The organism is Polaromonas sp. P1_H6 (assembly GCF_056405195.1).
Map to the genome: position 1 here is coordinate 93,324 of NZ_JBFUCN010000007.1, position 25,449 is coordinate 118,772.

The 25,449-nt window shown below is 64.1% G+C and carries 25 protein-coding genes; 19 read left to right on the plus strand and 6 right to left on the minus strand.

Annotated features, from left to right (window positions below; translation table 11 throughout):
- Positions 1–107: 107 nt before the first annotated feature.
- The 19 genes from AC1D1F_RS08920 to AC1D1F_RS09010 all read left to right on the plus strand — a co-directional run bounded on the left by AC1D1F_RS08920 (position 108) and on the right by AC1D1F_RS09010 (position 20,985).
- On the plus strand, positions 108–1,736 hold the full coding sequence (locus AC1D1F_RS08920; protein ID WP_477696565.1) for a 3-(methylthio)propionyl-CoA ligase: 1,629 nt from the start codon (positions 108–110) through the stop codon (positions 1,734–1,736).
- A 329-nt stretch (positions 1,737–2,065) separates the two neighbouring features.
- A complete protein-coding gene (locus AC1D1F_RS08925; RefSeq protein WP_477675417.1) occupies positions 2,066–3,319 on the plus strand; it encodes a branched-chain amino acid ABC transporter substrate-binding protein in 1,254 nt (417 codons plus the stop codon).
- 83 nt (positions 3,320–3,402) lie between these two features.
- On the plus strand, positions 3,403–4,356 hold the full coding sequence (locus AC1D1F_RS08930; RefSeq protein ID WP_477675394.1) for a branched-chain amino acid ABC transporter permease: 954 nt from the start codon (positions 3,403–3,405) through the stop codon (positions 4,354–4,356).
- An 8-nt stretch (positions 4,357–4,364) separates the two neighbouring features.
- The gene (locus AC1D1F_RS08935; protein WP_477700700.1) at positions 4,365–5,657 is read left to right on the plus strand and encodes a branched-chain amino acid ABC transporter permease; all 1,293 of its coding nucleotides are present in this window, start codon (positions 4,365–4,367) and stop codon (positions 5,655–5,657) included.
- A gap of 105 nt (positions 5,658–5,762) precedes the next feature.
- Positions 5,763–6,533 (plus strand): ABC transporter ATP-binding protein, encoded by a 771-nt coding sequence (locus AC1D1F_RS08940; RefSeq protein WP_477675396.1) that lies wholly within the window; start codon positions 5,763–5,765, stop codon positions 6,531–6,533.
- Positions 6,533–7,228, plus strand: coding sequence for an ABC transporter ATP-binding protein (locus AC1D1F_RS08945; RefSeq protein ID WP_074574254.1), 696 nt, complete (start codon positions 6,533–6,535; stop codon positions 7,226–7,228). The genes AC1D1F_RS08940 and AC1D1F_RS08945 overlap by 1 nt, the downstream gene beginning before the upstream one ends.
- Positions 7,229–7,424: 196 nt before the next feature.
- Positions 7,425–9,533: a 3-hydroxyacyl-CoA dehydrogenase NAD-binding domain-containing protein gene (locus AC1D1F_RS08950; RefSeq protein ID WP_477675397.1), complete on the plus strand. Its 2,109-nt coding sequence runs from the start codon at positions 7,425–7,427 to the stop codon at positions 9,531–9,533.
- A 49-nt stretch (positions 9,534–9,582) separates the two neighbouring features.
- Positions 9,583–10,758 carry an acetyl-CoA C-acyltransferase gene (locus tag AC1D1F_RS08955; RefSeq protein ID WP_477675398.1) on the plus strand — a complete coding sequence of 392 codons (1,176 nt, stop codon included), beginning with the start codon at positions 9,583–9,585 and terminating at the stop codon, positions 10,756–10,758.
- Between the two features lie 91 nt (positions 10,759–10,849).
- On the plus strand, positions 10,850–12,688 hold the full coding sequence (locus AC1D1F_RS08960) for an acyl-CoA dehydrogenase (protein WP_477675399.1): 1,839 nt from the start codon (positions 10,850–10,852) through the stop codon (positions 12,686–12,688).
- Positions 12,688–12,918, plus strand: coding sequence for a hypothetical protein (locus tag AC1D1F_RS08965; RefSeq protein ID WP_477675400.1), 231 nt, complete (start codon positions 12,688–12,690; stop codon positions 12,916–12,918). The genes AC1D1F_RS08960 and AC1D1F_RS08965 overlap by 1 nt, the downstream gene beginning before the upstream one ends.
- A gap of 191 nt (positions 12,919–13,109) precedes the next feature.
- On the plus strand, positions 13,110–13,901 hold the full coding sequence (locus AC1D1F_RS08970) for an SDR family oxidoreductase (RefSeq protein WP_074574258.1): 792 nt from the start codon (positions 13,110–13,112) through the stop codon (positions 13,899–13,901).
- A gap of 6 nt (positions 13,902–13,907) precedes the next feature.
- Positions 13,908–14,363 carry a PaaI family thioesterase gene (locus AC1D1F_RS08975; protein WP_477675401.1) on the plus strand — a complete coding sequence of 152 codons (456 nt, stop codon included), beginning with the start codon at positions 13,908–13,910 and terminating at the stop codon, positions 14,361–14,363.
- Positions 14,364–14,415: 52 nt separating this feature from the next.
- Positions 14,416–15,432 (plus strand): NADP-dependent oxidoreductase, encoded by a 1,017-nt coding sequence (locus AC1D1F_RS08980; RefSeq protein ID WP_477675402.1) that lies wholly within the window; start codon positions 14,416–14,418, stop codon positions 15,430–15,432.
- 25 nt (positions 15,433–15,457) lie between these two features.
- Positions 15,458–17,098: an isovaleryl-CoA dehydrogenase gene (locus tag AC1D1F_RS08985; RefSeq protein ID WP_477675403.1), complete on the plus strand. Its 1,641-nt coding sequence runs from the start codon at positions 15,458–15,460 to the stop codon at positions 17,096–17,098.
- A 29-nt stretch (positions 17,099–17,127) separates the two neighbouring features.
- Positions 17,128–18,066 carry a glutathione S-transferase family protein gene (locus tag AC1D1F_RS08990; RefSeq protein WP_477700701.1) on the plus strand — a complete coding sequence of 313 codons (939 nt, stop codon included), beginning with the start codon at positions 17,128–17,130 and terminating at the stop codon, positions 18,064–18,066.
- Positions 18,063–18,518 (plus strand): GNAT family N-acetyltransferase, encoded by a 456-nt coding sequence (locus AC1D1F_RS08995; RefSeq protein WP_477675405.1) that lies wholly within the window; start codon positions 18,063–18,065, stop codon positions 18,516–18,518. The genes AC1D1F_RS08990 and AC1D1F_RS08995 overlap by 4 nt, the downstream gene beginning before the upstream one ends.
- A gap of 83 nt (positions 18,519–18,601) precedes the next feature.
- The gene (locus AC1D1F_RS09000; protein ID WP_477675406.1) at positions 18,602–19,507 is read left to right on the plus strand and encodes an SDR family oxidoreductase; all 906 of its coding nucleotides are present in this window, start codon (positions 18,602–18,604) and stop codon (positions 19,505–19,507) included.
- A gap of 104 nt (positions 19,508–19,611) precedes the next feature.
- Positions 19,612–20,346, plus strand: a complete 735-nt coding sequence (locus AC1D1F_RS09005; protein WP_477675407.1) for an alpha/beta hydrolase family protein — start codon at positions 19,612–19,614, stop codon at positions 20,344–20,346.
- Positions 20,347–20,391: 45 nt separating this feature from the next.
- Complete coding sequence (locus tag AC1D1F_RS09010; RefSeq protein ID WP_477675408.1) at positions 20,392–20,985, plus strand: DsbC family protein; 594 nt, start codon at positions 20,392–20,394, stop codon at positions 20,983–20,985.
- 177 nt (positions 20,986–21,162) lie between these two features.
- Here AC1D1F_RS09010 and AC1D1F_RS09015 read toward each other — a convergent pair whose 3' ends face one another.
- From AC1D1F_RS09015 to AC1D1F_RS09040, 6 genes are all read right to left on the minus strand, one after another.
- Positions 21,163–21,669 carry a lysozyme inhibitor LprI family protein gene (locus tag AC1D1F_RS09015; protein WP_477675409.1) on the minus strand — a complete coding sequence of 169 codons (507 nt, stop codon included), beginning with the start codon at positions 21,667–21,669 and terminating at the stop codon, positions 21,163–21,165.
- Positions 21,670–22,174: 505 nt separating this feature from the next.
- Complete coding sequence (serA, locus tag AC1D1F_RS09020) at positions 22,175–23,404, minus strand: phosphoglycerate dehydrogenase (RefSeq protein WP_477675410.1); 1,230 nt, start codon at positions 23,402–23,404, stop codon at positions 22,175–22,177.
- Between the two features lie 98 nt (positions 23,405–23,502).
- Positions 23,503–23,913, minus strand: coding sequence for an MOSC domain-containing protein (locus AC1D1F_RS09025; RefSeq protein WP_477675411.1), 411 nt, complete (start codon positions 23,911–23,913; stop codon positions 23,503–23,505).
- Positions 23,914–24,017: 104 nt separating this feature from the next.
- Complete coding sequence (locus AC1D1F_RS09030) at positions 24,018–24,503, minus strand: rod shape-determining protein (RefSeq protein ID WP_477675412.1); 486 nt, start codon at positions 24,501–24,503, stop codon at positions 24,018–24,020.
- 33 nt (positions 24,504–24,536) lie between these two features.
- Positions 24,537–25,049, minus strand: a complete 513-nt coding sequence (locus AC1D1F_RS09035) for a hypothetical protein (RefSeq protein WP_477651855.1) — start codon at positions 25,047–25,049, stop codon at positions 24,537–24,539.
- A 12-nt stretch (positions 25,050–25,061) separates the two neighbouring features.
- Positions 25,062–25,406 (minus strand): GlpM family protein, encoded by a 345-nt coding sequence (locus tag AC1D1F_RS09040; RefSeq protein WP_477675413.1) that lies wholly within the window; start codon positions 25,404–25,406, stop codon positions 25,062–25,064.
- Positions 25,407–25,449: the final 43 nt, after the last annotated feature.

A 25,449-nucleotide genomic window follows, 5' to 3' on the forward strand; every position in this document is an offset into this window, starting at 1 on the left:
CCTGACATGGACCCGTGGATTCACGGGCAATCCCGCATGACCGTGCCGCTGTGCTGCGGCATGATGGGCCGCTTGCGGATGTTTACGTAAAACAATGGAGACTCTTGATGCTCGGGTTAATGCAAAGCCAGCCACTGCTAATTTCCGGTTTGATCGAATTTGCGGAACGCCACCACGGCGACGCGGAAATCGTCTCCCGGCGGGTTGAAGGCGACATCCATCGCTACACCTACAAAGACCTGGGCCAGCGCGCGCGCCGCGTCGCCAGGGCACTGGACAGCCTCAAGCTGGCCTTCAGCGACCGCGTCGCCACGCTGGCCTGGAACGGCTACCGTCACCTCGAGCTTTATTACGGCGTGAGCGGCTCGGGCCGCGTGCTGCATACCATCAACCCGCGCCTGCACCCGGACCAGATCGCCTGGATCGCCAACCACGCCGAAGACCAGGTGCTGTGCTTCGACCTGAGCTTTCTGCCGCTGGTGCAGGCCGTGCACGCCCGTTGCCCGACCATCAAGCACTACATCGCGCTGTGCGACGCCGACAAGTTGCCGGCCGATTCCGGCATCCCGAATCTGCAAAGCTATGAAAGCTGGATAGGCGCGCAAGCGGCCGATTACGACTGGCCCAGCTTTGACGAGAACACCGCTTCGAGCATGTGCTACACCAGCGGCACCACGGGCAACCCCAAGGCCGCGCTCTACAGCCACCGCTCCAGCACGTTGCATGCCTATGCGGCCGCGCTACCCGACGTCATGTGCATCTCCGCGCGCGACGCCATCCTGCCGGTCGTGCCTATGTTCCACGTCAACGCCTGGGGTATTCCGTACTCGGCCGCGCTCACCGGCGCCAAGCTGGTGTTCCCGGGCCCGGCGCTGGACGGCAAGTCGATTTACGAGCTGATCGAGGCCGAGAAAGTCACCTACGCGGCCGGCGTGCCCACGGTGTGGCAGATGCTGCTGACCCACATGAAGCCCGCGGGCCTGAAGTTCTCCACGCTCAAGCGCACCGTCATCGGCGGCTCGGCCTGCCCGCCGGCCATGATCAATGCCTTCCGCGAAGACTACGGCGTCGAAGTGCTGCACGCCTGGGGCATGACCGAGATGAGCCCGCTGGGCACGCTGTGCACGCTCAAGAACAAGCACGACGCTCTGCCCGAAGCGGAAAAAATGAAGATACGCCTCAAGCAGGGCCGCGCCCTCTACGGCGTCGATATGAAGATCGTCGACCCCGAGGGCCAGGAACTGCCCTGGGACGGCAAGGTCTTCGGCGACCTCTACGTCAAGGGTCCGTGGATCGTGCGCGAATACTTCAAGGGCGAAGGCGGCGACCCGCTGGTGGACGGCTGGTTCCCCACGGGCGACGTCGGCACCATAGACCCCGACGGCTACCTGCAGATCACCGACCGCAGCAAGGACGTCATCAAGTCGGGTGGCGAATGGATCAGCTCCATCGACGTCGAGAACATCGCCGTGGCGCATCCGGCCGTGGCCATGGCCGCCTGCATAGGTGTGGCGCACCCCAAGTGGGATGAGCGGCCCATCGTCGCCGTGGTCAAAAAGCCAGGCATGGACGTCACGTGCGAAGAGTTGCTGCGCTTCTACGAAGGCAAGACCGCGAAATGGCAAATTCCCGACGACGTTGTCTTCGTCGACGCCATTCCCCTGGGCGCCACCGGCAAGATGCTCAAGACCAAGCTGCGCGAGCAATTGAAGGATTACAAATTGCCACAAGCCTAGGCACGGCCATAGAGCGGGGCGGGTATTAACCAAGCAGGGGCCGCGGAACCGGCTTTGCCGGGCCGCAGGCGCAGCGCCCCCTCGGGGGGCAGAGAGCTACACGCAGTGAGCGAACGTGGGGGCTCTAGCCCACGGTCGCGTCCGTGACATCGGCTAGGGCATTCCCTGACGCAGTGCAACATTTTTTGACCTAACCTGTGCCGGTTCCCGCGTTAGATTTCGTTCGCAAATTCATAATTTTCAGGAGACAAGGGATGACAACCCAAACCCGATTTTTCGCACGGCACGCCGGCGTTGCCATGGCGGTGTCCGCCATGCTTTACAGCGGCATGACGCTGGCTCAGGCGCCGGCAGCCAAGGCCGCGGCTCCGGCCAAGGCTGCCGTCACCGCGCCCGCGGCCGGCGGTGCGGTCAACCTGAACCAGACCGTCAAGATCGCCTGGCTGGACCCGCTGTCCGGCCTGATGGCGGCGGTCGGCACCAACCAGCTCAAGGGCTTCCAGTTCCTGGCCGAGCAGTTCAGCAAAAAGAACAAGGCCGGCGTGAAGTTCGAGATCATCGGCATCGACAACAAGCTCAGCCCGCAGGAAACCACCAACGCGCTGAAGTCCGCCATCGACCAGGGCGCGCGCTACGTGGTGCAGGGCAACGGCTCGGGCCCGGCGCTGGCCATCATGGACGCGCTGTCCAAGTACAACGAACGCAATCCCGGCAAGGAAGTGGTCTACCTCAACTACGCCGCGGTGGACCCGGACCTCACCAACAGCAAGTGCGAGTACTGGCACTTCCGCCTGGATGCCGACACCTCCATGAAGATGGAGGCCCTGACGGCCTTCATGAAGGACCAGCAGGACATCAAGAAGGTCTACCTGATCAACCAGAACTACTCGCACGGCCAGCAGGTCGCCAAGTTCGCCAAGGCCAACCTGGCCAGCAAGCGCCCCGACATCCAGATCGTCGGCGAAGACCTGCACCCGCTGGCGCAGGTGCGCGACTTCGCGCCCTACATCGCCAAGATCAAGCAGTCGGGCGCCGACACCGTGATTACCGGCAACTGGGGCTCCGACCTCTCGCTGCTGGTAAAGGCCGCCAACGAGGCGGGCCTGAACAACGTCAAGTTCTACACCTACTACGCCGGTGTCACCGGCACGCCGACCGCGCTGGGCGCGGCCTCGGCCGGCCGGGTCTACATGGTGGCCTACAACCACCTCAACATGGGCGGCGAGATCCAGCAGATCCAGGCCGACTACAAGAAGAAGTTCAACGACGACTTCTACACCGGCGCGATCTTCCACGCTTTCACCATCCTGACCGAAGCCATGGCGCAGACCAAGTCGACCGAGCCGGCCGTGGTGGCCAAGGCCATGGAAGGCCTGCGCTTCAAGAGCTTCAACGGCGATGTCGAGATGCGCAAGACCGACCACCAGCTGCAGCAGGGCCTCTACATCGACAAATGGGAAAAAGCCGGCGGCAAATACCCCTACGATGCCGAGAACACGGGCTACACCTTTGTGCCGGTCAAATACTATGAGCCCTATGTGGCCAGCACGCCCACCTCGTGCCAGATGAAGCGCCCGGGGTGATCCCGGCGTCCCGCTGACGGACACAGGCCCGATCCGAGTTCGGGCCTTTTTTTCATCCGGCTTTTTTCAACAGGCGCTTATCGATGAATCTGGAATCCTTCACCATCGCGATGCTCAACGGCCTCAGCTACGGTTTGCTGCTGTTCATGCTCAGTTCCGGCCTGACGCTGATCTTCAGCATGATGGGCGTGCTCAATTTTGCGCACGCGTCCTTCTACATGGTCGGCGCCTATATCGCCTACAGCACCTCGCAGGTCATAGGCTTCTGGTGGTCGCTGCTGGTGGCGCCGCTGCTGGTGTTTGTGATGGGTGCGGCCTTCGAGCGCTTTTGCCTGCGCAAGGTGCACAAGTTCGGCCACGTGCCCGAGCTGCTGGTTACCTTCGGGCTGTCCTACCTGCTGCTGGAGCTGGTGCAGCTGGTCTGGGGCCGATCGGCCGTCAACTACGTGCTGCCCGAAGGCCTGCAGGGGCCGCTGTTCACGGTGTTCGGCACCAACTTTCCGAAGTCGCGCGCCTTCATCATGTTCATTTCGCTGGCCATGCTGGCCGGCATCTGGCTGCTGCTGACGCGCACGCGCATAGGCCTGGTCATCCAGGCCGCGCTCACGCATCCTGAAACGGTGGAGGCGCTGGGCCACAACGTGCCGCGCGTCTTCATGCTGGTCTTCGGCGGCGGCGCGGCGCTGGCGGGCCTGGCCGGCGTCATAGGCGGCAACACCTTCATCACCGAGCCCGCCATGGCCGGCTCGGTCGGCGCCATCATCTTTGTGGTGGTGGTGGTGGGCGGCATGGGCTCGCTGAGCGGCGCCTTCCTGGCTTCGCTGTTGATAGGCCTGATCCAGACTTTCGCCATTGCGCTCGACCAGTCGCTGATCACGCTTTTGGGGCACTTCAAGTACGTGGTGACGCCTGAAACCTTTGGCTACCCCTTGCTCAAGCTCACCATTTCGCAGGTGGCGCCCATCCTGCCGTTCCTCTTTTTGGTGCTGATCCTTATCTTCCGGCCCAAAGGCCTTCTGGGTACGCGGGAAGGATGAGTCGCCACATGTCAACTCCTTACCACCAATTCAAACCCTATAACGTCGGCCGCTGGCTGCTGTGGTCGTTGTACGCGCTGCTGCTCATCGTCGCGCCCATGATGTTCAAGAGCAGCCTGGCGCTCACCATGCTGTCGCAGGCCGGCTACCTGGTCATCATCTGCCTGAGCTACAACATCCTGCTGGGGCAGGGCGGCATGCTGAGTTTCGGCCATGCGGTCTATGCCGGGCTGGGCTCCTTCCTGGCCGTGCATGCGATGAACCTGGCCGCCAAGGGCAGCTTTTACATCCCGCTGCCGCTGATCCCGCTGGTGGGCGGCCTGTCGGGCCTGTTCTTTGCCGTGCTGTTCGGCTACGTCACCACCAAGAAGGCCGGCACCACCTTTGCCATGATCACGCTGGGCGTGGGCGAGCTGGTGTTCGCCATGTCGCTGATGTTCCCCGAGTTCTTCGGCGGGGAGGGCGGCATCACCACCAACCGGGCCTACGGCAAGCCGGTGTTCGGCATCAGCTTCGGCCCGCAGATCCAGGTTTATTACCTGATCGCTTTTTACTGCTTCATCTGCACGGCGGCCATGTTCGCTTTCACGCGCACGCCGCTGGGCCGCATCCTGAACGCCGTGCGCGACAACCCCGAGCGCGTGGAGTTCATCGGCTACAACACGCAGCGCGTGCGCTACTACGCCTTCATCATCGCCGGCTTCTTCGCCGGCATAGGCGGCGGGCTGGCAGCCATCAACTCCGAGATCGTGACCGCCGAAGTCGTGAGCGGCCTGCGCTCGGGCAGCCTGCTGTTGTTCACCTTCCTGGGCGGCGCGACCTTCTTCTTCGGCCCCATCATCGGCGCCGGCCTGCTGGTGCTGGCGCTGATCCTGCTGTCGGAGCTGTCCATGGCCTGGCTGCTCTACGTGGGCCTGGTTTTCCTGTTCATGGTGATGTATGCGCCCGGCGGCATCGCCAGCCTGATCATGATGAATTTGCGCGTGGCCTCCTTCGGCAAGCTCAGGAACTTGTGGGTGGGCTACCTGGGAATGGCGGTGACCGCGCTGACGGCGCTGGCCGGCGCGGCCGCCATGGTCGAGATGATTTACCACCTGCAGCTCAACGCGGCGCTGGGCCCCGAACTCGGCTTCATGGGCGTGCGCCTTAACGCGACCAACCTCAACAGCTGGCTGGGCGCGGGTTTTGTGCTGGCCACGGGACTGGGCCTGTTCGAGCTCACGCGCCGCCAATTCCTCACGCAATGGGGCCAGATACAAGATGACATTGAAAAAGAAATCAAGCGGAGGGAATTACTGTGAGCCCCCACGCTTGTCACTTCGTGTACTTCGCTTCCCCCCGAAGGGGCGCTGCGCCTGCGGCCCGGCAAAGCCGGTTCCGCGGCCCCAACTGGTGGGGAGGGTGATATGACCTGTTCACTTGAGTTGAAAAACCTGCGCAAGAACTTCGGCAAGACCGAAATCATCCGCGGCGCCAACCTGCAGGTGCAGGCCGGTGAGCGCGTCGCCATCATCGGCCCCAACGGCGCGGGCAAGTCGACCTTGTTCAACCTCATCAGCGGCCGCTTTGAGCCCACCAGCGGTGAAGTGTTGCTCAACGGGCAGCGCATAGACGGCAAAAAGCCGTTTGAAATCAACCGGCTGGGTTTGTCGCGCAGCTTCCAGATCACCAACATCTTCCCCAAGCTCAGCGTGTTTGAAAACCTGCGCTGCGGTGTGCTGTGGAGCCTGGGCTACAAATACACCTTCTTCCGCTTCCTGGCCGACCTCGACGACGCCAATGAGCGCGCCGAACAATTGATGGCCATGATCAAGCTCGACAAAAAACGCGACGTGCTGGCCACCAACCTGACCTACGCCGAGCAGCGCGCGCTCGAAATCGGCATCACGATTGCCGGCGGCGCCAACGTCATCCTGCTCGACGAACCCACGGCCGGCATGAGCCGGTCCGAGACCAGCCGCTTCATCAACCTGATCAAGGAAGTCACGGTGGGCAAGACGCTGTTGACGGTGGAGCACGACATGGGCGTGGTCTTCGGCCTGGCCGACAAGATCGCGGTGGTGGTCTACGGCGAAATCATTGCCTACGACACGCCCGAAGCCGTGCGCGCCGACCAGCGTGTGCAGGAAGCTTATTTAGGCTCATCGGTAGCCGACGCGCAGGCGGGAGGCCATTGATGCTGCATATCCAGAACCTCCACGCCTTCTACGGCAAAAGCCACGTGCTGCATGGCGTGCACTTCGACGTGCAGCCCGGGCAGATCGTCGCGCTGCTGGGCCGCAACGGCTCGGGGCGCTCCACCACTGCCAAGGCCATCATGGGCCTGGTCGACTGCCAGGGTTCCATCCTCTGGAAAAAGCAGGAGATCGTCGGCAAGAAGGCCTACCAGATCGCTCACCTCGGCATAGGCTATGTGCCCGAAAACCGCGACATCTTTCCGAAGCTCACGGTGCACCAGAACCTGTTGCTGGGCCAGAAGGGCTCCGGCAAGGGCTCGCGCTGGTCGTTTGAGGACATGTACCAGATGTTCCCGCGCTTGCGCGAACGCCAGCACACCGAGGCCGGCGTGCTCTCGGGCGGCGAGCAGCAGATGCTCACGCTGTGCCGCACGCTGATGGGCGACCCCGACCTCATCATCATCGACGAACCCACCGAAGGCCTGGCGCCCAAGATCGTCGAGCTCGTGGGCCAGTACCTGCAGACGCTGAAGGCCAAGGGCATTTCGGTGCTCTTGATCGAGCAGAAACTCACCATCGCCATGGCGATCTCCGACCGCGCGCTGGTCATGGGCCACGGCAGCATCGTGTTTGACGGCACGCCCGACAGCCTGCGGGCCGACGCCTACATCCGCAAAGAGTGGCTCGAAGTGTAAAAAGCTGCGGGGGCATGTCACCGCTGGGACAAAAATAGACCAAACAGTCCAACCCGGGACTTGTGCCGTCACAAACGCCCCCTACAATGGAAAAAGAACGGTCGTACTTTTTTACGGCCGCCAGGGCATGCAGAGGCCTAGCGCGCCAGCCGAGACAACTGAACCACTGAAACTCCCATCAAGGAAAGAAGCAGCAATGACCACCCTTTACGAAGTTCACGGCAGCGTGGCCGTCATCACCCTGAGCAACCCTCCCGTCAACGGCCTGGGCCATGCCACGCGCCTGAGCCTGACCGACAACCTGCAAAAAGCCAATGCCGACGCGGCCGTCAAGGCCATCGTGCTCACCGGCGCCGGCAAGGCCTTTTCGGGCGGCGCCGACATCAAGGAGTTCGGCACGCCCAAGGCGCTGTCCGAGCCGAATCTGCTCAGCGTGATCCGTGCGGTCGAGAACTCCGCCAAGCCCGTCGTCGCGGCCATCCATTCGGTGTGCATGGGCGGCGGCCTGGAACTGGCGATGGGCTGCCACTACCGCATCGCGGCCCCCGGCACCAACATCGCCTTGCCTGAAGTCAAGCTGGGCCTGTTGCCCGGCGCCGGCGGCACGCAGCGCCTGCCGCGCGTGCTGGGCGTGGAGCCAGCCCTGAACATGATCGTGAGTGGTGAACCCGTCAAGAGCGAACTGCTCGCGCAAATCCCCGGCCAGAAGCTGTTCGACAAGCTCGCCGCCTCGCCCGAGTCGCTGGCCCAGGAGGCCCTGGCCTTCGCGCAATCGATTTCCGACACCCGGCCGCTGCCGCTGGTGCGCGAACTGCGCGCCAAGCACCCCAACGGCGACGCCTACTTCCAGTTCGCCCGCAACATGGTCAAGGGCATGGCCAAGAACTTCCCCGCGCCGCTCAAGTGCGTGGACGCCGTGGAAGCCGCAACCAAGCGGAAGTTCGACGACGGCATGGCCTTTGAGCGCGAGCTCTTCATCAACCTGATGTGGACGCCCGAAAGCCGCGCGCTGCGCCACATCTTCATGGCCGAACGCGCTGCCTCCAAGATTCCCGACGTGCCGGAAGACACACCCAAGCGCGAGATCAAGTCGGTCGCCGTGATCGGCGCCGGCACTATGGGCGGCGGCATCGCGATGAACTTCCTGAACGCCGGCATCCCCGTCAAGATCCTCGAGATGAAGCAGGAGGCGCTGGACAAGGGCCTGGGCATCATCCAGAAGAACTACGAAGCCCAGGTCAAGAAGGGCAAGCTCAAGCAGGACAAGTACGAGCAGCGCATGGGCCTGCTCAGCACCACGCTGAGCTATGACGAGCTCAAGGACGCCGACCTCGTGATCGAGGCCGTGTTTGAAGAGATGGGCGTCAAGGAAAAGGTCTTCAAGGAACTGGACCGCGTGATGAAGCCGGGCGCCATCCTGGCCTCCAACACCTCGACGCTGGACGTCAACAAAATCGCCGACTTCACCAAGCGCCCGCAAGACGTGGTCGGCCTGCATTTCTTCAGCCCCGCCAACGTGATGAAGCTACTCGAAGTGGTGCGCGGCGCCAAGACCGGCAAGGACGTGCTGGCCACCGTGATGGCCGTGGGCAAGAAGATCAAGAAGACGGCCGTGGTGTCGGGCGTTTGCGACGGCTTTATCGGCAATCGCATGATCGAGCAGTACGGCCGCCAGGGCGGTTTCCTGCTCGACGAGGGCTGCACGCCCGAGCAGGTCGACAAGGCCGTCGAGAAATTCGGCTTTGCCATGGGCCCCTTCCGCATGGGCGACCTGGCCGGCAACGACATCGGCTGGGCCATCCGCAAGCGCCGCTACACCGAAAAGCCCGACATGAAGTGCAGCAAGACGGCCGACCTGCTCTGTGAAAAAGGCCGCTTCGGCCAGAAGACCGGCGCCGGCTGGTACGACTACGTGCCCGGCAAGCGCGACGCGATCCCGAACGCCGAGGTCGTCAAGATGATCGAGGACCACCGCAAGTCGCTGGGCATCACGCCGCGCAAGATATCCGACGAGGAAATCGTGCAGCGCCTGGTGTTCTCGCTGGTCAACGAGGCCGCGCACATCCTGGAGGAGGGCATTGCCTCCAAGGCCAGCGACATCGACATGGTCTACATCATGGGCTACGGCTTCCCGGTCTACCGCGGCGGCCCCATGCTGTACGCCGACCAGCTCGGCCTCTTCAACGTGGTGCAGAGCATGAACCGCTTCGCGCAGAACCCGCTGGACGACGCCAAATTCTGGAAGCCCGCGCCGCTGCTGGCCAAGCTGGCCGCCGAAGGCAAGACCTTCAACCAGTCCACCTGATCCGCCTAGATCAACGTTCCAGACAACGCACCAGATTCCGGAGATTTCCATGACTTCAGCAGTAATCGTTTCCACCGCACGCACCCCCCTGGCCAAAAGCTGGAAGGGCTCCTTCAACATGACGCATGGCGCCACGCTGGGCGGCCACGCCGTCGAGCACGCGCTCAAGCGCGCCGGCATTGAAGCCGCCGAAGTCGATGACGTGATCATCGGCTGCGCCACGCCCGAAGGCGCGACCGGTGCCAATATCGCGCGCCAGATCGCGCTGCGCGCCGGCTGCCCCGTCACCGTTTCGGGCATGACGGTCAACCGCTTCTGCTCGTCCGGCCTGCAGACCATCGCCCTGGCAGCCCAGCGCGTGATCGCCGGCGAAGCCGACATCTACGTGGCCGGCGGCGTCGAAAGCATCTCCTGCGTGCAGCAGGAGATGAACACCCACATGCTGCAGGAGGGCTGGCTTGCCAAGAACAAGCCCGAGATCTACTGGAACATGCTGCAGACCGCCGAGCAGGTCGCCAAGCGCTACAACATCTCGCGCGACCGCATGGACGAGTACGGCGCGCTGAGCCAGCAAAAGGCCACGGCCGCGCTGGCCGCCGGCCTGTTTGAAGCCGAAATCGCACCCATCACCGTGACGGCCGGTGTGGCCGACAAGGTCATGGGCCTGACGACCAAGCAGGTCACCGTCAGCAAGGACGAGGGCATTCGCGAAGGCACGACCAAGGAAGGCATCAGCGGCATCAAGCCGGCCATTCCCGGCGGTGTGATCGCGGCCGGCAACGCCAGCCAGTTCTCCGACGGCGGCGGCGCCGTGGTCGTCATGAACGAAACCCTCGCCGAAAAGAAGGGCCTCAAGCCCCTGGGCCGCTTCCTCGGTTTCGCGGTCGCCGGCTGCGAGCCTGACGAAATGGGCATCGGCCCGGTCTTCGCCATTCCCAAGGTTCTCGCCAAGCTGGGCCTGAAGATCAGCGACATCGACCTCTGGGAACTCAATGAAGCCTTCGCCGTGCAGGTGCTGTATTGCGCCGACAAGCTGGGCATCCCCATGGACAAACTCAACGTCAATGGCGGCGCGATCGCCGTCGGCCACCCTTACGGCGTGACCGGCCAGCGCCTCACGGGCCACGCGCTGATCGAAGGCAAGCGCCGCGGCGCCAAGCGCGTCTGCGTGACCATGTGCATCGGCGGCGGCATGGGCGCGGCCGGTATTTACGAAGTCCTCTAAGCCGGGCGAACACCATGAATGAAACCCTGCTCCTTCAGAAAGGGCAGGCGTTTCCTGCCTTGCCGCCCGCCCTTGTGCCGGGGAGGCCGTCATGAGCCTCATGCCCACCCTCGACTTCCTGCTTTACCACTGGCTGGACGCCGAGTCGCTGAACCTGCGCCCGCGTTTCGCCGACCATTCGCGCGAGACCTTCGACGCGGTCTTCGACACCTGCGAGCGCATCGCGCGCGAGAAATACGCGCCTTTCAACCGCACGGTGGACACGCAGGAGCCGCATTTCGACGGCGAAAAAGTCATACTGCCGCAGGCCACGCACGATGCGCAGAAAGCCTATGCCGAATCCGGCATGCTGAGCGCCGCGCAGGACTATGAAATCGGCGGCATGCAGCTGCCCTATACCGTGGAGGCGGCGGCCAACGCCTTTTTTGCGATGGCCTCGGTCAGCATGGGCTCGGGCCTGCTGACCACCGGCAATGCCAATTTGCTGATGGTGCACGGCACGGACGCGCAAAAAGAAGTCTTCGCCAAGAACGAGTTCTCGGGGCGCTTCTCGGGCACCATGTGCCTGTCCGAGCCGCAGGCCGGCTCCTCGCTGAGCGACGTGACCACGCGCGCCGTGCCCGACGGCGAGGGCTTTGAGGCCGACCCGCTGGGTGCGCGCTACCGCCTCAAGGGCAACAAGATGTGGATTTCGGCCGGCGAGCACGAGTTGACCGACAACATCATCCACCTGGTGCTGGCCAAGATACCGGGGCCGGACGGCAAGCTGATCGCCGGCACGCGCGGCATCTCGCTGTTCATCGTGCCCAAAAAGATGGTCGACACCCAGGGCGGGCTCACCGGCGTGCGCAACGACGTGGCGCTGGCCGGCCTGAACCACAAGCTGGGCTGGCGCGGCACCACCAACACGCTGCTCAATTTCGGCGAAGGCAAATACCCGGTGGACGGCCAGGCCGGCGCCGTTGGCTACCTGGTGGGCAAGCCGCATGAAGGCCTGCGCTGCATGTTCCACATGATGAACGAGGCGCGCATAGGCGTGGGCACGGCCGCCACCATGCTGGGCATGGCGGGTTATTACGCCAGCCTCGACTACGCCAAAAACCGGCCGCAGGGCCGGCCCGTCGGCGTGGGCGGCAAGGATGCCTCCCAGCCGCAGATCCGCATCATCGAGCACGCCGACGTCAAGCGCATGCTGCTGGCGCAAAAAGCCTATTGCGAAGGCGCGCTGGCGCTGGAGCTGTACTGCGCGCGCCTGGTCGACGAGCACCACACGGCGGGCGGCGAGGCGGCCGACGAGGCGCGCCTGCTGCTCGAGGTGCTGACGCCGATCGCCAAGAGCTGGCCCAGCGAATGGTGCCTGGAGGCGAATTCCCTGGCCATCCAGGTGCACGGCGGTTACGGCTACACACGCGACTTCCCGGTGGAGCAGTACTGGCGCGACAACCGCCTGAACATGATCCATGAAGGCACGCACGGCATCCAGGCCATGGACCTGTTGGGCCGCAAGGTGCTGATGGAAGGGGGAAGGGGGCTGCAGCTGCTGGCCGCGCGCATCAACGCCACGATCGAAAAAGCCATACAGCGGCCCGAGCTGGCGGTGTACGCCAACGCGCTGGGCAAGGCGCTGCAGCACGTGGGCAGCGCCACCAAGGCGGCCTGGGCCACGGGCGAGCCCGGCGAGGCGCTGGCCAATGCGGTACCCTATATGCAGGCCTTTGGCCACACCGTGCTGGCGTGGCTTTGGCTGGACGTGGCGCTGGCCAGCCTCTCATTGCCGCAGGAAACGACGACTCCGGGCGCCGCGCACGCGGGAAGGATGGGGGCCATGCGCTACTTTTATCATTACGAATTACCGAAGATCGACGCCTGGCTCAAGGTGGTTGAAAGCCGCGACCTGACCTGCGCCGACCTGCCCGAGGAGGCTTTTTAATGGCATTTTTCAAACCGTCCGCCGACCCTGTTTCCAACAAGAACGTGGCGCGCCTGCAGGCCCTGATCTGGGTGCTGATCTATGGCGGGCTGCTGACGCTGGTGCTGGGCCTGTCGGTCGAACGCGTGGACGACGCCATCGGCTGGTCCATGGTGGTCGCCGGCGGCGTGATCGCGGCGGTGGGGTTTGTGCTGATCTACGTGCGTTCGCGCGTCAACGTCGGGCCCTGAGCGGCGCCCAAAGCCAAGTCGCCGCCATGACAGCAGGGACTGCAACAGCTTCGATGTTGTGCCAATATGGCGAAGTCCAACGCAAGTGAAAACATCGCAGCCGCGGCTGCCTGACACCAACCTCATTTCAACATCGTCATCTCCGCCCGGCACAAAGGGCGGCGCATGAACAACACTCCAGGAGACCCTCCATGACCCGTACCATCCAGCAACTGTTTGACCTCAAAGGCAAGACCGCCCTCGTGACCGGCGGCTCGCGCGGCCTGGGCCTGCAACTGGCCCAGGCGCTGGGCGAAGCCGGCGCCAAGGTCATCCTGAGCTCGCGCAAGGCCGAAGACCTCATCGAATCCGCTGCCGAGCTTAAGGCCGCAGGCATCGACGTCGACTGGATCGCCGCTGACTGCTCGAAAGAGGAAGACATACGCGCGCTGGCCGATGAAGCCATCAAGCGCCTGGGCCACGTCGACATCCTGGTCAACAACGCCGGCGCAGCCTGGGGCGCGCCCGCCGAAGACCACCCGGTGGAAGCCTGGGACAAGGTCATGAACCTCAACATCCGCGGCTACTTCATCCTGAGCCAGCATATCGCCAAGCACAGCATGATCGCGCGCAAGTCCGGCCGCATCATCAACGTGGCCTCCATCGCCGGCCTGGGCGGCAATCCGCGCGAGATGACCACCGTGGCTTACAACACCTCCAAGGGCGCCGTCGTCAACTTCACGCGCGCGCTGGGCTGCGAATGGGGCAAGTACAACATCACCGTCAACGCCATCTGCCCGGGCTTCTTCCCGAGCAAGATGACCGTGGGTACGCTGAAAGCGCTGGGCGAAGAAAAACTCGCCTCGCACGCGCCGCTGGGCCGCCTGGGCGACGACGAAGACCTGAAGGGCCTGTGCGTGCTTTACGCCTCGGACGCCGGCAAACACATTACCGGCCAGTGGCTGGCGGTGGACGGCGGCGTATCAGTAGTAACCGGCGGTTAAACAAAAATGGGCTGGGAAGAGTTGATGGACTTCGGCGCCGACATCCCCTTTGTCAATCACCTGGGCTTTGAGCTCGAGTTGTTCACGGGCGGCGCTTCGGCCATTGGCTATGCGCCCAAAGCCGAGCACCTCAACTCTTTCGCGGTAACGCACGGCGGCGCCATCATGACGCTGCTGGACGTGACCATGGCCACGGCGGCGCGCAGCGTGCAGAAAGACATGGGCGTGGTCACCATCGAGATGAAAACCAGCTTCATGCGGCCAGCGCCCGGCGACGGCAGCCGACTGACGGCCAGGGGCCGGCTCATGCACCGCACGGCCACCATGGCCTTTACCGAGGCCACGCTTTACGATGTGCTGGGCCAGCCCTGTGCGCATTCGACCGGAACTTTCAAGTACGTCAAACGCAAACCCGCGGCCGATAAACCGGATTCCTCCGGTGGCGCGATTTCCACGGACTGATACCAGCAGTCATGCCGCAGCCGCGGCACCCAATACACAACAGGAGACCCCCATGCCCATCAACCAGCAAATCCTCCTCGACAACCGTCCCACCGGCGAGGCCAGCGCGAGCAACTTCATGCTGGTCTCCAGCGACACGCCGCCCCTGCAGGACGGCCAGGTGCTGGTGCGCCACCACTACCTGAGCCTGGACCCGTATATGCGCGGCCGCATGAGTGATGCCAAGAGTTATGCCGCGCCGCAGCCGCTGGGACAGGTCATGCTGGGCGGCACGGCCGGCGAAGTGGTCGAAAGCCGCTCGCCCAAATTCCAGCCCGGCGACAAAGTCGTCGGCATGGGCGGCTGGCAGCAGTACAGCGTGGTCAACCCCGACCAGCCCGGTGCGCTGCGCAAGGTCGACACCACCCACGTGCCGCTGTCGCATTACCTGGGTGCGGTGGGTATGCCCGGCGTGACCGCCTGGTACGGCCTGGTCAAAATCATCGAGCCTAAAGCCGGCCAGACCATGGTGGTCAGCGCTGCCACCGGTGCCGTCGGCAGCGCCTTTGGCGCACTGTCGAAAGCGCGCGGCTGCCGCACCGTCGGCATCGCGGGCGGGCCCGATAAATGCAAATACGCGGTTGACGAACTCGGCTTTGACGCCTGCATAGACTACAAGCTGCACGCCGATGCGGCCTCGCTGTCCAAGGCCTTGCGCGATGCCTGCCCCGACGGCATCGACGGCTATTTCGAAAACGTGGGCGGCATGGTGCTGGACGCCGTGCTGCCGCGCATGAACGCCTTCGGCCGCATCGCGCTGTGCGGCATGATCGCCGGCTACGACGGCCGGCCCATGCCGCTGGCCTATCCGGCATTGATCCTGACCGCCCGCCTCAAGCTGCAAGGTTTTATCGTGGCCGAGCACATGGAAGTCTGGCCCGAAGCGCTCAAGGAACTCGGCACGCTGGTGGGCACCGGCAAGCTGCGCCCGCGTGAAACCGTGGCGCAGGGGATTGAGTCGGCACCGGAAGCTTTTCTCGGACTGCTCAAGGGCAAGAACTTCGGCAAGCAGTTGGTCAAGCTCATTTAAGGCTTGCACACCCAGGAGGTTTGCGATGAACCCCACCCATGAAGTCTTCAACCAGCCTGCGCCGCTGGCTGACTACAACCTGTTCGAGACCAACCGGCCGCTGCGCGATGCGCTGAAGTTCAACGCGCCCGCACTGGACACCGCCGGGCTGAGGCAGCTCGGCGCCAGCTTGGGCAGCAGCGCGATGCAGACCCATGCGCGCCTGGCCAATGTGCATGGGCCGGTGCTGCACAGCCACGACCGCTTCGGCCGGCGTGTGGACCAGGTGGAGTTTCACCCGAGCTACCACGAGCTCATGAAGCTGGCGACGGGCGCGGGCCTGCATGGCTCGCCCTGGAGTGATGAAGAAGCCAGCCCGCATGCCAGGCGCGCCGCCGGCTTCATGCTCTTCACCGAACTCGAACCCTCAACGCTGTGCCCCATCTCCATGAGCTACGCGGCCACACCCGCCTTGCGCGGCAACACGGCCATCTACGCCGACTGGGCCCCCAGGCTGGCCAGCCGCGCCTACGACCCCGAACTCAAGCTGTGGCAGGCCAAGGCCGGCCTCACCATGGGCATGGGCATGACCGAAAAGCAGGGCGGCTCCGATGTGCGGGCGAATACGACGCGAGCCGAGCCCGCGGGCCTCGACGGCTGGGGTGAGCGTTATGCCGTCACCGGCCACAAATGGTTTTTCTCGGCGCCCATGTGCGACGCCTTCCTGGTGCTGGCCCAGACGCAAAGCGGCCTGAGCTGCTTTTTCCTGCCGCGTGTGCTGCCCGACGGCGGCCTTAACGCCATCCGCATCCAGCGCCTCAAGGACAAGCTCGGCAACAAGGCCAATGCAAGCTCCGAGGTGGAATTTGAAGGTGCGCAGGCCTGGCTGGTCGGCGGCGAGGGCCGCGGCATCCCGCAAATCCTCGAGATGGGCACCATGACGCGGCTGGACTGCGCGCTGGGCACCAGCGGGCTGATGCGGCAGGCGCTGTCGCTGGCGCTGAACCACACCTCGCAGCGCAAGGCCTTCGGCAAGCTGCTGGTGGAGCAGCCGCTGATGCGCAACGTGCTGGCCGACCTGGCACTCGAATCCGAAGCCGCCACGGCGCTGGCGATGCGCCTGGCCCGGGCCTTCGATCGCCCGGGCGACGCGCATGAAGCCGCCATGGCGCGCCTCTTGACGCCGGTCGCCAAGTTCTGGATCTGCAAACGCGGCAGCCACTTCGCGCAGGAGGCCATGGAATGCCTGGGCGGCAACGGCTATGTGGAGGAGGGCGGCGAAGGCATCATGGCCCGCGTCTACCGCGAGATGCCGCTCAATTCCATCTGGGAAGGCGCGGGCAACATCATGGCACTCGATTTGCTGCGCGCCCTGCGCAAGGCCGACGCCGTGGCAGCGCTGGCGCAGGAACTCTCCGCCGCCAAGGGCGCACACCCGGCGCTGGACAAGCTGGCCGCCGCCTTACCCACGCGCATCGAAGAGATGGCGACTGAAGTCGAAGCGCGCCGCCTCGCGCAGGACGTGGCGCTGGCCGTGCAGGCCGCGCTGCTGGCGCAGACGGCGCCTGCCGCCGTCTTTGGCGTCTTTTGCGATTCGCGCCTGGCCGGCAACTGGGGCCAGTCTTTCGGCACGCTGGGCGCGGGCACGGATTTCGACGCCATCATCGCCCGGGCCATGCCCCGCTGAATCAACACAAAAACATCCTGGAGACACCCATGAGCGAGCTGATTCTTCACCACTACCCCTCGTCGCCCTTCGCCGAAAAAACGCGGCTGATGCTGGGCTACAAAAACCTGCCCTGGAAGTCCGTCATCATCCCGATGATCATGCCCAAGCCCGACGTGGTGGCGCTCACGGGCGGCTACCGCAAGACGCCCATCCTGCAAATCGGCGCCGACATTTATTGCGACACCGCGCTGATCAGCGACGTGCTCGAGCATTTGCAGCCCATGCCCAGCGTCTACCCTGAGCCCAGCAAGGGCTTGGCGCGCACGCTCGCCCACTGGGCCGACAACACGCTGTTCTGGACCTCCATGGCCTTCAACACCCAGCCCAAGGGCGTGGCGCAGATTTTTGAGAAAGCGCCGCCCGAAGCCGCGCGCGCTTTCGGTGAAGACCGCAAGGCCATGAGCTTCGGCATGCCGCGCCTGCGCTCCAGCGATGCTGCGGCCGCCTACAAGTCCTACCTGCGGCGCATCTCGGACATGCTGGACGACAGGCCTTTTGTGCTGGGCGACGTGCCCTGCATCGCCGATTTTGCGATGTACCACCCGCTGTGGTTCACGCGCACGCAAACCCCGGTGCTCGCGGGCATCCTCAAGCTCACGCCCGCCGTGCTCGACTGGATGGACCGCATGGCCGCCATAGGCCACGGCAGTTCTGAAAAGTCCAGTTCCGGCGACGCCATCGCGGTGGCCGCCGCTGCCACCCCCGCGCCGCTGCACGACGACCTGTTCCAGGACGAACACGGCATCCCGCTGGGCAGCCAGGTGCGGATCAGCAGCGAAAGCTTCGGCCCCGAGCCCACCGAAGGCGAGCTGATCGCCGCCACCCGCATGCACTACACGCTGCGCCGCAGCGACCCGCGCGCCGGCACGGTGCACGTGCATTTCCCGCGCATAGGCTATTCGCTGAAAGCCGCCACCCCCGAATGACCGGCATCATCACCTGGCGTTTTGTGCCCTTCAGCGCGCTGGACACGCTGGAACTTTACGAGTTGCTGCAGCTGCGCAGCGAGGTCTTTGTGCTTGAACAGGCCTGCGCCTTCCAGGACCTGGACGGCGCCGACACCGAAGCCATGCATTTGCTGGGCATGCGGGACGGCCGGCTGGCCGCCTACGCGCGCTGTTTTGCCGCCGGCGCCAAGTTCGCCGAGGCCAGCATAGGCCGCGTCGTCACGCACGCTTCGGCGCGCGGCGGCGGCATCGGCCATGTGCTGATGAAAGAGGCGATTGAGCGCCTGCAGGCGCACTGGGGCCCGCAGCCCATACGCATAGGCGCGCAGGCGCGGCTGGAGAAGTTCTACAACCAGCACGGTTTTGTGAAAAACGGCGAGCCCTACATCGAAGACCGCATACCGCACATTGAAATGCTGCGAGGTGCCTGACTGGCCTGAGTTGCCTGGGTGACACGCGCAACAACACGCCTCATGGACAATTTTCGAATTCAAGCTATCAAGGAAGACACGCAATGATCACCGACTTCAAAGGCAAAACGGCAGTGCTGACCGGTGCGGGCTCGGGCTTCGGCCTGGAATGCGCGCGCCTGGGCGCCAAACTCGGCATGAACCTGGTGCTGGCCGACGTGCAGCAGGATGCGCTGGACAAGGCCGAAGCGGAAATGAAGGCCGCCGGCGCCCAGGTGCTGTCCTTCAAGATTGACGTTTCCAGCGCCGCGCAGATGGAAGCCATGGGCAAAGCCGTGTTCGAGCGCTTCGGCGCGCCGCACTTCGTCTTCAACAACGCCGGCGTAGGCGCGGGCGGCCTGATCTGGGAAAACAGCCTCAAGGACTGGGAATGGGTGATGGGTGTCAACGTCATGGGCGTGGTGCACGGCGTGCGCATCTTCACGCCCATGATGCTGGAAGCCGCCGCCAAGGACCCGGCCTGGCAAGGCCACATCGTCAACACCGCCAGCATGGCCGGCCTGCTGAACCCACCCAATATGGGCGTCTACAACGTCAGCAAGCATGCCGTGGTTTCCTTGAGCGAAACCCTGTACCAGGACCTGGGCCTGGTCACCGACCAGGTCGGCGCCTCGGTCCTGTGTCCCTTCTTTGTCGCCACCGGCATAGGCATGAGCCACCGCAACCGCCCGGCCGAGCTGGCCAGCGACAAGCCCACCAAGAGCCAGATGATCCAGCAGGCCATGACGGGCAAGGCCGTGGGCTCCGGCAAGGTCACCGCGGCCGATGTGGCAAAGCTGGTCTTCGACGCCATCGCCAGCAACCAGTTCTATATCTACAGCCATCCCAAGGCCATCAACTCGGTGCAGACGCGCCTCGAAGACGTGCTGCAGGCGCGCAACCCCACCGACCCGTTTGCCGACAAACCCGAGATCGGCCAGCAGCTGAAAGCCGCCTTGCGCGGCGCCTGATGCGGCGCGCTTGCCTGCTTGTTGTCAGCCTGCTGTTGGCTAGCCTGCCATGGGCTGCCTTCGCGCAACCAGCCACATGCCCTGACGGCAAAAAGGCCGACGGCGTGGAGCGGGCAGGGGACAGCCGGCATTGCCTGGTCATACGCACCTTGGCGCCCGCGCAGGCCTCGGCCCGCGTCACACCCAAGGTGCTCATCGTTTTCCTGCACGGCGACAACGGCGGGCGCACGGAGTTGAAGACCGACAGCGGTGCGGCCGCCATGCTCGCGGAAAAAGTTCAGGCCGTCACGGTGGCCATCCAGCGGCCCGGCTATCGCAGCGATCTGGGTACGTCGGACGGCCAGTCCCGCCCCGGCGACGACGATTACACGCCGCAAAACGTGGACATCGTCGCAGCGGCCCTGGCCCAGTTGCGCAACCTGAACCCCGGCAAAAAGATCCTGCTGGTCGGCCATTCGGGCGGCGCCGCCATGGCGGCCTTGCTGGCCGGCCGTTTCCCGAGCAGCGCCGACGCCTACCTGCTGGCCGCCTGCCCTTGTGACGTGCCCGCCTGGCGCCAGTGGCGCGGCAGCTCGGCCGGCAAGAAGGGCGCCTGGACCAGCCTGTCGCCGCTGGCCGAGGCCGGAAAGGTACCGTCCGGCACGCTGCTCAGCCTGGTGGTCGGCAACAAGGATGAAAACACCTTGCCCCTGTTCAGTGAAAGCTACGCCAGGGCCCTGCAGGCCCGCGGCCTCAAGACCCGCGTGACCTATGCCATGAACGCTACCCATGTGTCGGTGCTGCGCTCGCCCGAATTCTTCATGCTGGCGGGTGAATTGGCGGACGCGCTGTCGAAATAGCGCGCCTGGGCTATTCTTGGTCTTCGTTCACTGACGGCCGTCACCATGCCCAAATCCTTGCCCTCACTTTTCGCCGCCACGCTGGCGGCCTGCAGCTTGCTGCTCACCGGCTGCAACGATGCCCCCGAAACTGCCGCGCAGAAAACCGCCGCAGCGGCACCCATCTCAGTGGAAGCCATCGCGGCCGAGGCCAAAGGTTTTACCGCTGGCTCGCAGATGAGCAGGCGCACCGTTTACGTCTTCTTCGACGCGCAGTGCCCGCATTGCGCCGTGCTGTGGGAGGCCGCCAAGCCGCTCAAATCCCAGGCCAAGTTTGTCTGGATTCCCGTCGGCATCCTCAACGCCGCCAGCACCGCGCAAGGCGCGACCCTGCTGGCCTCCGGCGACCCGGTAGCCGCCATGGACGAGCATGAGGCTTCCATGAAAGCAGGGCGCGGCGGCATCAGCGCCGCCAGCAGCATAGACCCACAAAAAGACGCCGTCGCCAAAAACACCGCGCTGATGACCCGGCTGGGCTTTAGCGGGATTCCCAGCATCGTCGGCACCCATGCGCAGACCGGTGCGGTGGTGTCTCAGGAAGGCGCCTTGCCGACGGCCGCGCTGGCGGAGCTGCTGGGCTTGCAGGTGCCGGCGCAGTAAGCCCGCGGCCCGGGAAGGCGCGCGGCGGGGCAGGGCGCCGGTTCAATGCCAGTTCGCAGCAAGCACAGGCGCCAGCGCTGTTTGCTGCACGGCCGTCAAGACCGTCTGGCCCATGGCAATAAGTCGTTCTTTGATACGGAACCTAGGGGCTATGCCATTGCCGCGTTGCATTTTTGGTCATGGTCTGAAATAGGTATTGAGATCCGCGATGCGATTCTTCGTGTGCGCGAGTTCGCAGCTGATTATTTCGCTCGATTGACTGCTTCCCTTGAGATTCAGATATCCCGCGACTTCACAATCCGATTTCTTAAATCGCGCCCATGCGCGCTGACCCTCTATGAATGCCTTTCGCGCATTCCGGTAATCGGCGAACTCGTCACTTGGCTTCTCAAGCTTTTTAAGCGCGCGTTGATAAAGGCGATTAAGTGCGTTATCAGCCTTTTGTAATTCACTGGCTGCGCAGTAAAGCTGTTCTTGTGTGTTGGTTGAATTGCGGCAATCAATAACAAGTTTGTCGGCACAAATGAATGATTGAGGTAACTTGCTTTTTCCTGTGCAGCTATCCCCGACCTCGACAGCCTGCCCGTTAGCCGCGCTCATGAAAACCAGAGATGAACTCAGAAGTATGAGAAGCGCGCGTTGTGATGAGATTGCCGAAAGAGCGAGATTTTCTTCGATAGCCATTGTTCTTCCTTTTGAGTGAATTTTGGAATGCGGGTCACTCAGCGTTAAGGGCCATCAAGCAGTCTGACAGACCAGATGAGTTCGTTTCGTTAGTGGTTTGCGTTGAATTGGAAGCGCGGAGCTTACAAGCCAAAGTGCGAATTTCACGGGCGCTACTGCGCGTTGAGTGAGCAACCGTCACTTCTTTGTCCATAGAAAGACAATGGGAGGGCCGGGCATGCGCGTGCCTGCCTTGGTGCTCAGGAGCACAGCTTTTGCGGATGTTTTTTCGGATGCGCTTTTGCCTCAGTGGTCCAAAGGCGACGAGTGCGCCGGGTGAGAACTCAAGCTGGCGAGCAGGGGCATGGCCGTCCCTGGAGGGGCCGGTCTTTGCAATGGCTCGCGGCGCTTTGCCTTCAGCGCGAAGAAGGCTGTTGCGCGTTCGGCATGCAGGTGGCCCTCACCCCAACCCTCTCCCAGGGGGAGAGGGGGTAAGACTGGGGAGGGGTGGGCTGGCGCCCCGGCCTTAAAACAAAACGCGGCTCCGAATCGTCCCCGGCACTTCTGCCAGCTTGGCCAGCGCCATGTCGGAATGCGCGGCGTCGATGTCGATCACGACGTAGCCGACGGCCTCATTCGTCTGCAGGTACTGCGAGGCGATGTTGATGCCGTTGCTGGCGAACACCTTGTTGATTTCCGAGAGCACGCCGGGCACGTTGCGGTGGATGTGCAGCAGGCGGTGTTTGCCGGGATGGGCGGGCAGGGCGACTTCGGGGAAGTTGACGGACGAGGTCGACGTGCCATTGTCGCTGTACTTCACGAGTTTCTCGGCGACCTCAATGCCGATGTTCTCCTGGGCTTCCATAGTGGAGCCGCCCACGTGCGGCGTGAGGATCACGTTGTCCAGGCCGCGCAGAGGTGACTCGAAGATGTCTTTGTTGCTGCGTGGCTCCACGGGGAAGACGTCGATGGCGGCGCCCAGCAGTTGTTTGTTTTTCAGGGCTTCTGCCAGCGGCTCGATCTCGACCACCGTGCCGCGCGAGGCATTGATCAGCACGCCGCCCGGTTTGATCGCGGCGATCTCGGCCGCGCCCATCATCCACTGGGTGGCCTGGGTTTCAGGCACGTGCAGGCTCACCACGTCGGACTGGGCCAGCAGGTCCTTGAGCTGCGCCACCTGGCGGGCATTGCCCAGCGGAAGCTTGGTCACCACGTCGAAAAACACCACGTGCATGCCCAGCGCCTCGGCCAGCACCGAGAGCTGCGTGCCGATGGAGCCGTAGCCGACGATGCCCAGGGTCTTGCCGCGGATCTCATAGGCGTTCTCGGCCGACTTGAGCCAGCCGCCGCGGTGCGCGACCGCGCTTTTTTCAGGCACGCCGCGCAGCAGCAAAATCGCCTCGGCCAGCACCAGTTCGGCTACGGAGCGGGTATTGGAGAAAGGCGCATTGAAGACTGCGATGCCGCGCTCGCGCGCCGCGACCAGGTCGACCTGGTTGGTGCCTATGCAAAAGCAGCCGACGGCGGCGAGCTTGCCGGCCTGGGCGAACACCTCGGCCGTGAGCTGGGTGCGCGAGCGTATGCCGACAAAATGCACGTCGGCGATCTTGGCCTTGAGTTCGTCGTCGGGCAGGGCGCCGGACAGGCTTTCAATATTGGAATAACCCGCGGCCTTGAGAACTTCCACGGCGGAGGGGTGTATGCCCTCGAGCAGCAGGAATTTGATTTTGTGCTTGTCGACCGAGGTTTTAGTCATGGAGGCGGCAGGGCAGGGAGTGGATGGCAGGCCAGTATGACCTATGCCCAATACCCATACCGGCACACGGTTTGAGCCATCAGGCTAGCGCAACACGTTCAGCCCGGCTCACACAGCACCGCGTCGCCCACCCGCAACAGGCCGCCCTGCAGCACCCGCGCCGTCAGTCCGCCATGGCCGCGCATGGCGTTGTAGCCGCCGGCGCCCAGCACTTCGTCCATGCGCGAGCAAGGCTCGCAGGGGCCGGTGATCTCCAGCACCACGGGGCCTATGCGCAGCACCATGGGCTGGTCCTTGAACAGCGATCTGGCCGCCAGCAGGTTCAGGCCGGCCACCACAAGGTTGCGGCGAAGGTCCGCGGCGCCCACCGCTTCCCGCCGGGCCAGGGAAGCCAGCACGGGAAGGTGTTCGGCCTGCACCAAGGTGACCTGGCGTTTGCCGCCCTGCGCACCGGTGGCGTAGCGGTCACCTTCAAGGCCGCGGCCTGTGATTGCCAGGGCGCTTTCCACGGCGAGCACTGGAACACGCCGAGCAGGCCGCAGGAAAATCCGTTCCAGCCGGCCTGCATGCGGAAATGCGCGGGTCAACGCGCGCAAGTCCGCGGGCCCGGCTTTCACTCGAGTACCCGGCCCGTGGGCGGGTAGTTGCGCGACAGCACCTGTTCGTCCGTCAGGTCCTGGCCCTGCCAGATCGTGACTTCCACGGCGCCGGCGCCCAGGGCCATCTCGTGCAAAGCCCTGATTTCTATCTGTGTGAAACCACCGGCAGGCTCACTCTGGGGATGAAACACCATGCGGGGCGACGCGGCGAAGGCGTGGGCCTTGGTCAGCCTCTTCACAAAGGCCTTGAGTACCTGCTCGCCCGCGGTGAAGTTGGACACCAGGGAGCGCGGGTGGCTGAAAGGATTGAGCACCTCGGCCGACTTGCTGGACTTATAAGGCGCCGCCTCGTCGCCGGCACCCAGCACCTTGGGCTTGGGTCCCCGTGAGATGGCGATCTCGGGCACTTCGGAGATGAACTCGCCCGTCTTGACGTTGCGCACCGTCAGGCGAAACGGCGAGAGGCGTATGTACAGAGGGGTTTTGAGGATGTCGAACATGGTGCGAAAAGTTTCAGTGAGCTTGAACCTTCATCATGACAGCGCGGCTTTGAGCGCCGCCAGCAGCCTGGCGCCCGCCAGCTTGACCCGGCCCTTCAAGCGGCGCGCCACGCGCCAGGCCCAGGAGGCCCTGGCCTGCGCGATGACCTTGTCTTTCCATGCCTTCCAGGGTGTGTAAAGCCGGGCGAACCAGGCCATGCGCATCAGCGCCGGCTGCGTGAGCTGGAACAGGCGGGCCGCCATCGCCGTTCCCGCCAGTTTCGCAGCAAGAATCAAGCCCAGGCCTGTGGTGATGTGGCCCTGGCCGAAGAGGTAAAGCGCCAACAGCTTGAGGGGGATCAGTGCGAGCACGGGAACGCCGAAGGCCAGCAGCGCAGCCCAGGGCGGCAGGCGTGTGATGAAGCGTTCCAGCCGCGCCCACCACGGTAGCCGGCCCAGCGCCGCGAAGGCGGCGGCCAGTGGCTCCCAGCCCCATTCCTCGAAAAGCAGGAACAGCGCGACGGAAGCCAGCAACAATCCCCGCAGTATTTTTTTGAGCCTGTTCATGCAGCTTTCATTTCATGTGGGGTAGGCGCGGCTCCAGCCCAGCAGCAATGCGCCGGCTGCCACGACCCATGCCAGTGTGGCGGCGGCCAGCGTCACCGTCAGCGAGGCGCGGATACTGAGCCAGTAGACCGTGAGCAAATAGGCCGCATAGGGAAGCAGCGACCACAGGCCGAAGAGTGCGGTGGCGCGCAGGTCGGCGGCATGGCGTTCGCTGCCCACGATGTAATGGGCGATCAGCGCGAAGGTGGGGAACAGAGGCACCAGGCCGGCGATGACAAAGTTGCGCGACCTGGACAGCAGGGCGATCAGCAGCACGGCCAGCGCGCCCAGCAGGCATTTGAGGAACAGGGACATCATGCGCGAAGAGGGCGCGCGGGGCGGGAGTAGGGCATGCGCCACA

What these genes read in the sequence shown, in the direction of transcription:
- AC1D1F_RS08965 (WP_477675400.1), top strand. Translation starts at nt 12,688, where the DNA reads ATGGCATTTTTCAAACCGTCCGCCGACCCTGTTTCCAACAAGAACGTG.
- AC1D1F_RS08955 (WP_477675398.1), top strand. Translation starts at nt 9,583, where the DNA reads ATGACTTCAGCAGTAATCGTTTCCACCGCACGCACCCCCCTGGCCAAA.
- serA (WP_477675410.1), bottom strand. Translation starts at nt 23,404, where the DNA reads ATGACTAAAACCTCGGTCGACAAGCACAAAATCAAATTCCTGCTGCTC.
- AC1D1F_RS09015 (WP_477675409.1), bottom strand. Translation starts at nt 21,669, where the DNA reads ATGGCTATCGAAGAAAATCTCGCTCTTTCGGCAATCTCATCACAACGC.
- AC1D1F_RS09010 (WP_477675408.1), top strand. Translation starts at nt 20,392, where the DNA reads ATGCCCAAATCCTTGCCCTCACTTTTCGCCGCCACGCTGGCGGCCTGC.
- AC1D1F_RS08960 (WP_477675399.1), top strand. Translation starts at nt 10,850, where the DNA reads ATGAGCCTCATGCCCACCCTCGACTTCCTGCTTTACCACTGGCTGGAC.
- AC1D1F_RS08935 (WP_477700700.1), top strand. Translation starts at nt 4,365, where the DNA reads ATGTCAACTCCTTACCACCAATTCAAACCCTATAACGTCGGCCGCTGG.
- AC1D1F_RS08920 (WP_477696565.1), top strand. Translation starts at nt 108, where the DNA reads ATGCTCGGGTTAATGCAAAGCCAGCCACTGCTAATTTCCGGTTTGATC.
- AC1D1F_RS08985 (WP_477675403.1), top strand. Translation starts at nt 15,458, where the DNA reads ATGAACCCCACCCATGAAGTCTTCAACCAGCCTGCGCCGCTGGCTGAC.
- AC1D1F_RS09040 (WP_477675413.1), bottom strand. Translation starts at nt 25,406, where the DNA reads ATGATGTCCCTGTTCCTCAAATGCCTGCTGGGCGCGCTGGCCGTGCTG.
- AC1D1F_RS08995 (WP_477675405.1), top strand. Translation starts at nt 18,063, where the DNA reads ATGACCGGCATCATCACCTGGCGTTTTGTGCCCTTCAGCGCGCTGGAC.
- AC1D1F_RS08975 (WP_477675401.1), top strand. Translation starts at nt 13,908, where the DNA reads ATGGGCTGGGAAGAGTTGATGGACTTCGGCGCCGACATCCCCTTTGTC.
- AC1D1F_RS08945 (WP_074574254.1), top strand. Translation starts at nt 6,533, where the DNA reads ATGCTGCATATCCAGAACCTCCACGCCTTCTACGGCAAAAGCCACGTG.
- AC1D1F_RS08930 (WP_477675394.1), top strand. Translation starts at nt 3,403, where the DNA reads ATGAATCTGGAATCCTTCACCATCGCGATGCTCAACGGCCTCAGCTAC.
- AC1D1F_RS09035 (WP_477651855.1), bottom strand. Translation starts at nt 25,049, where the DNA reads ATGAACAGGCTCAAAAAAATACTGCGGGGATTGTTGCTGGCTTCCGTC.
- AC1D1F_RS08925 (WP_477675417.1), top strand. Translation starts at nt 2,066, where the DNA reads ATGACGCTGGCTCAGGCGCCGGCAGCCAAGGCCGCGGCTCCGGCCAAG.
- AC1D1F_RS09000 (WP_477675406.1), top strand. Translation starts at nt 18,602, where the DNA reads ATGATCACCGACTTCAAAGGCAAAACGGCAGTGCTGACCGGTGCGGGC.
- AC1D1F_RS08950 (WP_477675397.1), top strand. Translation starts at nt 7,425, where the DNA reads ATGACCACCCTTTACGAAGTTCACGGCAGCGTGGCCGTCATCACCCTG.
- AC1D1F_RS09030 (WP_477675412.1), bottom strand. Translation starts at nt 24,503, where the DNA reads ATGTTCGACATCCTCAAAACCCCTCTGTACATACGCCTCTCGCCGTTT.
- AC1D1F_RS08940 (WP_477675396.1), top strand. Translation starts at nt 5,763, where the DNA reads ATGACCTGTTCACTTGAGTTGAAAAACCTGCGCAAGAACTTCGGCAAG.
- AC1D1F_RS08980 (WP_477675402.1), top strand. Translation starts at nt 14,416, where the DNA reads ATGCCCATCAACCAGCAAATCCTCCTCGACAACCGTCCCACCGGCGAG.
- AC1D1F_RS08990 (WP_477700701.1), top strand. Translation starts at nt 17,128, where the DNA reads ATGAGCGAGCTGATTCTTCACCACTACCCCTCGTCGCCCTTCGCCGAA.
- AC1D1F_RS08970 (WP_074574258.1), top strand. Translation starts at nt 13,110, where the DNA reads ATGACCCGTACCATCCAGCAACTGTTTGACCTCAAAGGCAAGACCGCC.